8 protein-coding genes are annotated in these 7,395 nt (G+C 61.8%); 4 read left to right on the top strand and 4 right to left on the bottom strand.

Annotated elements, in window-relative coordinates:
• Positions 1–348: 348 nt before the first annotated feature.
• The gene (locus CEC48_RS30370) at positions 349–1,104 is read right to left on the bottom strand and encodes a spermidine synthase (RefSeq protein WP_088427191.1); all 756 of its coding nucleotides are present in this window, start codon (positions 1,102–1,104) and stop codon (positions 349–351) included.
• 118 nt (positions 1,105–1,222) lie between these two features.
• On the opposite strand from CEC48_RS30370, the gene CEC48_RS30365 reads away from it, so the two are divergent.
• Positions 1,223–2,569 carry a class II 3-deoxy-7-phosphoheptulonate synthase gene (locus CEC48_RS30365; protein ID WP_088427190.1) on the top strand — a complete coding sequence of 449 codons (1,347 nt, stop codon included), beginning with the start codon at positions 1,223–1,225 and terminating at the stop codon, positions 2,567–2,569.
• Here CEC48_RS30365 and CEC48_RS30360 read toward each other — a convergent pair.
• Both CEC48_RS30360 and CEC48_RS30355 read right to left on the bottom strand, forming a co-directional pair.
• Positions 2,549–3,778 carry a winged helix-turn-helix domain-containing protein gene (locus CEC48_RS30360; RefSeq protein ID WP_088427189.1) on the bottom strand — a complete coding sequence of 410 codons (1,230 nt, stop codon included), beginning with the start codon at positions 3,776–3,778 and terminating at the stop codon, positions 2,549–2,551. The genes CEC48_RS30365 and CEC48_RS30360 overlap by 21 nt on opposite strands.
• A 45-nt stretch (positions 3,779–3,823) precedes the next feature.
• Positions 3,824–4,030: a DUF1127 domain-containing protein gene (locus tag CEC48_RS30355; protein ID WP_176438808.1), complete on the bottom strand. Its 207-nt coding sequence runs from the start codon at positions 4,028–4,030 to the stop codon at positions 3,824–3,826.
• A gap of 70 nt (positions 4,031–4,100) precedes the next feature.
• Here CEC48_RS30355 and CEC48_RS30350 point away from each other — a divergent pair, with 70 nt between their 5' ends.
• On the top strand, positions 4,101–4,982 hold the full coding sequence (locus tag CEC48_RS30350) for a LysR family transcriptional regulator (protein ID WP_088427187.1): 882 nt from the start codon (positions 4,101–4,103) through the stop codon (positions 4,980–4,982).
• Here CEC48_RS30350 and CEC48_RS30345 read toward each other — a convergent pair.
• Positions 4,972–5,721 carry a sulfite exporter TauE/SafE family protein gene (locus tag CEC48_RS30345; RefSeq protein ID WP_088427186.1) on the bottom strand — a complete coding sequence of 250 codons (750 nt, stop codon included), beginning with the start codon at positions 5,719–5,721 and terminating at the stop codon, positions 4,972–4,974. The genes CEC48_RS30350 and CEC48_RS30345 overlap by 11 nt on opposite strands.
• 108 nt (positions 5,722–5,829) lie before the next feature.
• Here CEC48_RS30345 and CEC48_RS30340 point away from each other — a divergent pair, with 108 nt between their 5' ends.
• Positions 5,830–6,780: a LysR family transcriptional regulator gene (locus CEC48_RS30340; RefSeq protein ID WP_088427192.1), complete on the top strand. Its 951-nt coding sequence runs from the start codon at positions 5,830–5,832 to the stop codon at positions 6,778–6,780.
• Positions 6,781–6,857: 77 nt separating this feature from the next.
• On the top strand, positions 6,858–7,310 hold the full coding sequence (locus CEC48_RS30335; RefSeq protein ID WP_088427185.1) for a MarR family winged helix-turn-helix transcriptional regulator: 453 nt from the start codon (positions 6,858–6,860) through the stop codon (positions 7,308–7,310).
• Positions 7,311–7,395 lie beyond the last annotated feature (85 nt).

The raw sequence follows: 7,395 nt of genomic DNA, 5'->3' as shown, positions 1-7,395 counted from the left end.
TGAACAGCGCAAAAGTAAGCAAACCGCTCTTGCCCCACCACTCGGCACCTCGCTTAGGCTCGGTGTGCCCTCAGCTCCGGTATTACTACGCGGGCCGCCGCGACGGGGCGTCCCTGCCCCGTCGCGGGTAAACCGGCAGGACGCCGGTTTAGCCGCGCTGGGCCAGGGATGGCCCATCGCGGCGGCCCGCGGAGCATCGCCGGAGTGAGGGAACGCCGAGCCTAGGCGAGGCGCCGACAGGCGGGGCAGAGCGTTTTGGTTACTTTGCGCTTTTGCAAAGTGACTCGCTGTAAGAGCGAAACCATAGGTAGCCGTTACATAAATAACGGATATGTACACAATAACAACCTACGTAGCCGGCCGAATCGCCTTAATCAGCGACTGCAGCGAATACCCCAACCGCGGCGCCAAGACCTCAGCCCGAGCCGACAACGCAGCCACATCAAGCACCTGATCCAAATCCGCCGGCACCAGCAGAATCACATTCCCCTCCTTCACCGGCAACTCCCAGTAATGCCGGTGATACAACCCACGCAACAACGCCGCCCCCAAAGGCTTCCCATCATCCGTAGCCCACTGATTAATCACCAACCACCCCCCAGGATTCAGCTTCTTCTGGCAGTTCTCGAGAAACTTCCAGGCCAGGTGCCCCACCCCCGGACCAACATCGGTATACAGGTCGACAAAAATCAGGTCCGCCGACTCCGCAGTGGGCAACAACTCCAGCGCATCCCCGACGCGGATATACAGCCGAGGATCATCATCCAAGCCCAAAAACTCGATAGCCAGGCGCGGCACATCAGGCCGCAACTCGATCGCTTCAACATCTTCCAGCGGCAAAAACCTTAAGCAAGCCTGGGTCAACGTCCCGGCCCCCAACCCAAGAAACAACGCACTCTCTGGCTGCTCATGGCACAACGCCCCAATCAACATCGCCCGGGTGTAGTCATACTCCAGCCAACTCGGGTCGGCGGTAAACACACAACTCTGCTCAATGGCATCGCCAAACTCGAGAAAGCGGTAATCGGCCACTTCCAGCACGCGGATCATGCCGAAGTCATCATGGACCTCAGCCAGCAGGCGCTCGACGCGCTCCTCAGACATTGCAACTCCTAACGGCGTGCCAACGGGAAAGGCGAGATTGTGGGCGAACCGGCAGCAGCAGGTCACGTACTAATTGCTGATAACATGGCACCCCGACCGCAAATCACTCGAGTTCATGATGAGCCAACCCTGGAGCCCCGACAGCTGGCGCGCCCTGCCGATCCAGCAACAACCCCAGTACCCTGACGCCGCACACCTGTCGCAGGTCGAGCAAAACCTGGCGAGCTATCCGCCGCTGGTGTTTGCCGGCGAGGCCCGTGAGTTGCGCCGTCAGTTTGCCGAGGTGACCCAGGGTCGCGCTTTCCTGTTGCAGGGCGGCGATTGCGCCGAGAGTTTTGCCGAGTTCTCGGCGGCAAAAATTCGCGACACCTTCAAAGTGCTGCTGCAGATGGCAATCGTGATGACCTTCGCCGCCGGTTGCCCGGTGGTCAAGGTCGGTCGCATGGCTGGCCAGTTCGCCAAGCCGCGTTCTTCCAACGATGAAACCATCGACGGCATCACCCTGCCCGCCTACCGCGGCGATATCGTCAACGGCATCGGCTTCGACGAAAAAAGCCGCGTGCCAGACCCGGACCGCCTGCTGCAGTCCTATCACCAGTCCACTGCCACCCTGAACCTGCTGCGCGCGTTTGCCCAGGGCGGTTTTGCCGACCTGCACCAGGTGCACAAGTGGAACCTGGACTTCATCGCCAACTCGGCCCTGGCCGAGAAGTACAGCCAGCTGGCCGACCGTATCGACGAAACCCTGGCCTTCATGCGCGCCTGCGGCATGGACAGCTCGCCGCAATTGCGCGAGACCAGCTTCTTCACCGCTCACGAGGCGCTGCTGCTCAACTACGAACAAGCCTTCGTACGCCGCGACAGCCTGACCAACGACTACTACGACTGCTCGGCGCACATGCTGTGGATCGGTGATCGCACCCGTCAACTGGACGGTGCCCACGTCGAATTCCTGCGCGGGGTGAACAACCCGATCGGGGTCAAGGTTGGCCCAAGCATGAACCCCGACGACCTGATCCGCCTGATCGACATCCTCAACCCGGAAAACGACCCCGGCCGCCTGAACCTGATTGCGCGCATGGGTGCCAACAAGGTCGGCGACCACCTGCCGAACCTGATCCGCGCCGTGCAGCGCGAAGGCAAGCAGGTGCTGTGGAGTTCCGACCCGATGCACGGCAACACCATCAAGGCCAGCAGCGGCTACAAGACCCGGGACTTCGCGCAGATCCTCAGCGAGGTGAAGGAATTCTTCCAGGTGCATGAAGCCGAAGGCACTTATGCCGGCGGGATTCATATCGAGATGACCGGGCAGAATGTCACCGAGTGCATCGGCGGCGCGCGACCGATCACCGAAGATGGCCTGTCGGACCGCTACCACACCCACTGTGACCCACGGATGAATGCCGATCAGTCGCTGGAGTTGGCGTTCCTGATTGCCGAGACGCTAAAACAGGTCAAGCGCTAAGAGCGCCACCCGCAACCGCGCCGCACTGGCCCGCTGGCAATTGAGCTGTATCTGCTCAAGCCCGAGCCAGTCGGCCATCTGGCGCAAATTCAGGGCCAGTGCCTGCATCCCTTCCTCGTCCAGCCCCGGTTCTTCCTCGTGAACGGCATGCACCGCCAGGCGCCCGGCCGCCCGCTCCGCCCGTAAATCCACCCGCGCCGCGATCCGTTCATTGTGCAAAAACGGCAACACGTAATAGCCGAACACCCGTTTGTGTTGCGGCGTGTAGATCTCCAGCCGATAGCGGAAATCGAACAAACGCTCGGTACGGCTGCGCTCCCAGATCAGTGAATCAAAAGGCGATAACAGCGCACTGGCGGGCACCTTGCGCGGGACTTTTGGCTCGGGCAGGCAATAAGCCGGTTGCTTCCAGCCCTGGACCTCGCATGTGATCAATTGCCCATCCTCGACCAACTCCGCCAGGCGCCCACGGCTGTCGCCCGGGTCCAGGCGGAAATAGTCGCGCAGGTCTTTTTCAGTGCCAACCCCCAACGCCGTGGCGCTGTGCAGCAGCAAGCCGCGCTGGGCCTCGGCCTCGTTCAAGGGTGTTTGCTGGAGAATTTCGGCCGGGATTACCCGTTCCGGCAGGTCATACAGCCGCTCAAAACCACGCCGCCCGGCGACGGTCACCAAGCCTGCTGCGAACAGCCATTCCAACGCATGCTTTTCATCGCTCCAATCCCACCAGGGGCCGGCGCGTTCCTCGCGGGTCGACAAACTGCCCGCACCCAAGGCGCCTTGCTGTTCGACGATGCCCAGCACCCGCGCAATGGTGGCCTGTTGCTCGCGACCAAAGCGCGCCATTTGCTGATAGATGCCCTGCCCCTGAGCCGCCCGCTCCATACGCCAGCGCATCATCGGGTACAGCGCCATCGGCAACAACGAAGCCTCGTGGCCCCAATACTCAAACAGTGAACGGCGCTTGCCCGAGCTCCAGGCGGCCTGTTCAAGAATCAACGGAGAGTAGTTACCCAAACGGGAAAACAGCGGCAGGTAGTGCGAGCGCACCACCGCATTTACCGAATCAATCTGCAACACGCCCAAACGCTCAACCAGGCGATTGACCTGCGCGGCCTTGATCAACGCCGGTGGCTGGCGCCCGGAAAAGCCTTGGGCAGCCAGCGCCAGGCGTCGCGCCTGCTTGAGGGAAAAGGACAGTTCTGCGGGCATGTGCATCTCCTTGTGTGCTCGCGAACCACCCTACTGCATCCCGAGTCATTTTCGCAGCGGGTCTTCCCAAAAATGCCGGCGGCTTTCCTGCTCGACATCACCACGGTTGAGCCCGATGTCCTTGAGCGCCTCATCGCTCATGCTCATCAGCAGTTGGCGTTCACGGTGTACGGCCAGCCACCGGGAACCCAGTTGAAACAGCCCGGAAAACGGCCGCTTCGCCATCAAAACAAAACCTCTTTGACCTTTCATCATCTCGCCCTCCAGTGGGGATGACTGAAGTCTGTGCCTGGCGCTATGATCAATCCAACGAATGTTTCTTATGCAATACATCTCGGAGATTGATCAATTGTCCAGCTACCCGAGTATCGACACTGAAGTGCTGCGCACCTTCGTCGCCATCGCCGATCAGGGCGGTTTCACCCGCGCCGGCGAGCAGGTCAACCGCACCCAGTCGGCGGTGAGCATGCAGATGAAACGCCTCGAAGAAGATGTGTTGCAGCGCAAGCTGTTCGAGCGCGATGGCCGCCAGGTGCGGCTGACGCCCGAAGGCCAGGTGCTATTGGGCTATGCCCGCCGGATCCTGAAGCTGCACAGCGAGGTGTTCAACACCTTGCGCGAGCCGCACATGGTCGGGCTGGTGCGCATCGGTACGCCGGACGACTACGTGATGCGCTACCTGCCGGGGATTCTCAAGCGCTTTTCCAAGGCTTACCCGCTGATCCAGATTGAAATGCACTGCGAGTCGTCAGCGGTACTGATGCAGCGCCGGGACCTCGACCTGACGGTTATCAGCCGCGAGCCGGGGAATGAAATCGGCGAGCTGCTGCGCCATGAACGCATGGTCTGGGTGGCGGCTCCCTGCTTCTGCATGGATGAACACAGTGCCCTGCCCTTGGCCATTTCCGGCCTCGACAGCTTTTGCACGCAGTGGGCACGCGCCGCGCTGGACGCCCAAGGGCAGGAATATCGACTGGCGTATCACAGCTCCAACGGGGCCGCGATCCTGGCGGTGGTGGGCGCCGGCCTGGCCGTGACGATCAACATGGAAAGCCTGGTGACAGAAGACCTGCGCATATTGGGCGCAGCGGATGGTTTCCCGCCGTTGCCGTCGGTCAATCTGCGGCTGTTGCGCAACCCGCGCACCACCTCGCCGATTACCGAATGCCTCGCCGAATACATCCTCGAAGGCTTCAAACTTTAAAAGTCAGCATCACCGCGCACACCGCCAGGAACCCGCAGAACAGCCCGCGCAGCATACGCTCGGGCATGGCATGAGCGACTTTCACGCCCCAACTGATGCTGAGCAGGCCGCCAACGGCCAAGGGCACGCCGATCAGCCAGTCCACTTCATGGTGCCAGGCGTAGGTCACCAGGGTCACGCTGGTGCTCGGCAGGGCCAGGGCCAGCGACAGCCCTTGGGCAACCACCTGGCTGGTGCCGAAGATGCTGGTCAGCACTGGCGTGGCCACCACCGCGCCGCCTACCCCGAATAAGCCGCCCATGGACCCGGAAGCCGCGCCCAGCACACCCAGCCACGGCCAGGAATACCGCATCTGCGCCGAAGGCGGCGCATTGTGGGTAAACATTCGCAGCAGGTTGTAGGACGCCAACACCAACAGAAACGCGATAAAACCCACGCGCATCACGTCAGCGTCTATCCCCACCGCCCAGATTGAACCCAACCAGGCGAAGGAGAAGCCCATCACGCCCAGCGGCAACGCATGACGCAGCTCAATCCGGTTGCGCTGGTGATAACGCCACAACGCGAGCATCACGTTCGGCACCACCATTACCAGGGCCGTGCCTTGGGCGATCTGTTGGTCCAGGCCGAAAAACACCCCAAGCACCGGAATGGCGATCAGCCCGCCGCCAATGCCGAACAAGCCGCCGACGGTTCCCAACGCCACACCCAGTACCAAATACAACGCTAAATCTGCCACCACTTTGCTCCCGCCATTCCCGAGACTTGCATGCTACGCAGTCCGCTCTAGCGCGGAAACGCACAGCATCGCACAATGGCTGTGCCAATTTCGCACAAGCAGCCACTGATGAACCCCAACACCCTGACCGATCAACTGAGCCTGTTTCTGGATGTGCTGGAAGCCGGCAGCTTTTCTGCCGCCGCGCGCCGTCATCCGCTCACGCCCTCGGCCGTGGCGCGGCGCATCGACAGCCTGGAAAGCTCGGTGGGCAGCCGGCTGTTTCAGCGCAGCACCCATGCCGTGGTGCCAACGCCCGCCGGCCTGGCGTTTGCCGAGCGCGCCCGCCGGATTGTCAGCGAGTTGCAACTGGCACGGGCCGAAGCGGTGTCGCTGAGCCACGCGCCTGAAGGGTTGATCCGCGTGGACGCACCGGCCGCCTTCGGCAGGCGGCACCTGGCGCCTGCCATCGCCGACTTTCTTAACGTATACCCCGGCCTGGACGTGCACCTGCATTTGATCGATAGCTTTGTCGACATGCAGGGCGAGCATTTGGGCAAGGTCGACCTGGTGCTGCGGGCCGGGCATATCGTCGACACCCGGCTGATCGCCACGCCCCTGGCCAGCATCGTACGCATCGCCTGCGCCAGCCCCGCTTACCTGAAAAGCCGTGGCACACCGACCCATCCCAGCCAGCTAAGCGAGCACGACGGCCTGGATTGGGAAGGCCTGGCACCCATGTTCGCCTGGCGTTTTGAACTGGACGGGCGCAAAGCCACCTACCGCCCGCAACGCATTCGCATGAGCGCCAACAACGCCGAAGCCCTGCTGTCAGGTGCCCTGGCGGGATTGGGCATCGCGCACCTGCCCACCTGGCTCGCCAGTGAATACCTGGTGCGCGGCGAACTGGTACCGCTGTTCTGCGAGAACGGCCTGCCGACGCCTGAAACCGCCGGCATCTACGCCCTGCGCCTGGAGCAACACGCCAACGCCCGCAGCCGGTTATTGCTGGAATACCTCAAGGCACGCTTCAGCCCTGTACCACCCTGGGACCTGGCGCTGCAAAGCGGCTTGGGTTGACCGGCCGGACAGAATTGTCTGGCGCGTTAAAGATTTGCCCGCTAGATTCAAAACCAGACACGTTTTAAGGCACTGCCATGACCAAGCCCCTCGATACCTGCGAATCCTTGATGCTCGACAACCAACTGTGTTTTGCCCTGCATTCCACCTCGTTGTTGATGACCAAGGTCTACAAACCCCTGCTGCAAGCCCTCGGCCTGACCTACCCGCAGTACCTGGCGATGATGGTGCTATGGGAAGAGGATGGCTTGACCGTAGGTGAAATCAGCAATCGCCTGCTGACAGATCCCGGCTCCCTGACGCCGCTGCTCAAGCGCCTGGAAGCCGAAGGCCTGCTCAGCCGCACCCGCAGCCGCGAAGACGAGCGCGTGGTGGTGGTTGAATTGACCGATGCCGGGCGCGCCCTACGGGACAAGGCCATGGATATTCCTCAGTGCATTCTGGGCGCCAGCGGGTTGGACATCGAACAATTGCGCAAGCTGCAAGGCGATTTACTGGCGCTGCGGAACAACCTCCAACACGCCCTCTAAAGGCACCAACGCATCAAAAATGTGGGAGCGGGCTTGCTCGCGAATGCGGTGTGACAGTCGCCAGAGGCATTGACTGATCCACTGC

It is taken from the genome of Pseudomonas sp. K2I15, assembly GCF_002204795.1.
GTDB lineage: Bacteria > Pseudomonadota > Gammaproteobacteria > Pseudomonadales > Pseudomonadaceae > Aquipseudomonas.
The sequence above is the reverse complement of the archived record's forward strand: the minus strand, read 5'-3'. Positions and strand labels throughout refer to the sequence as shown.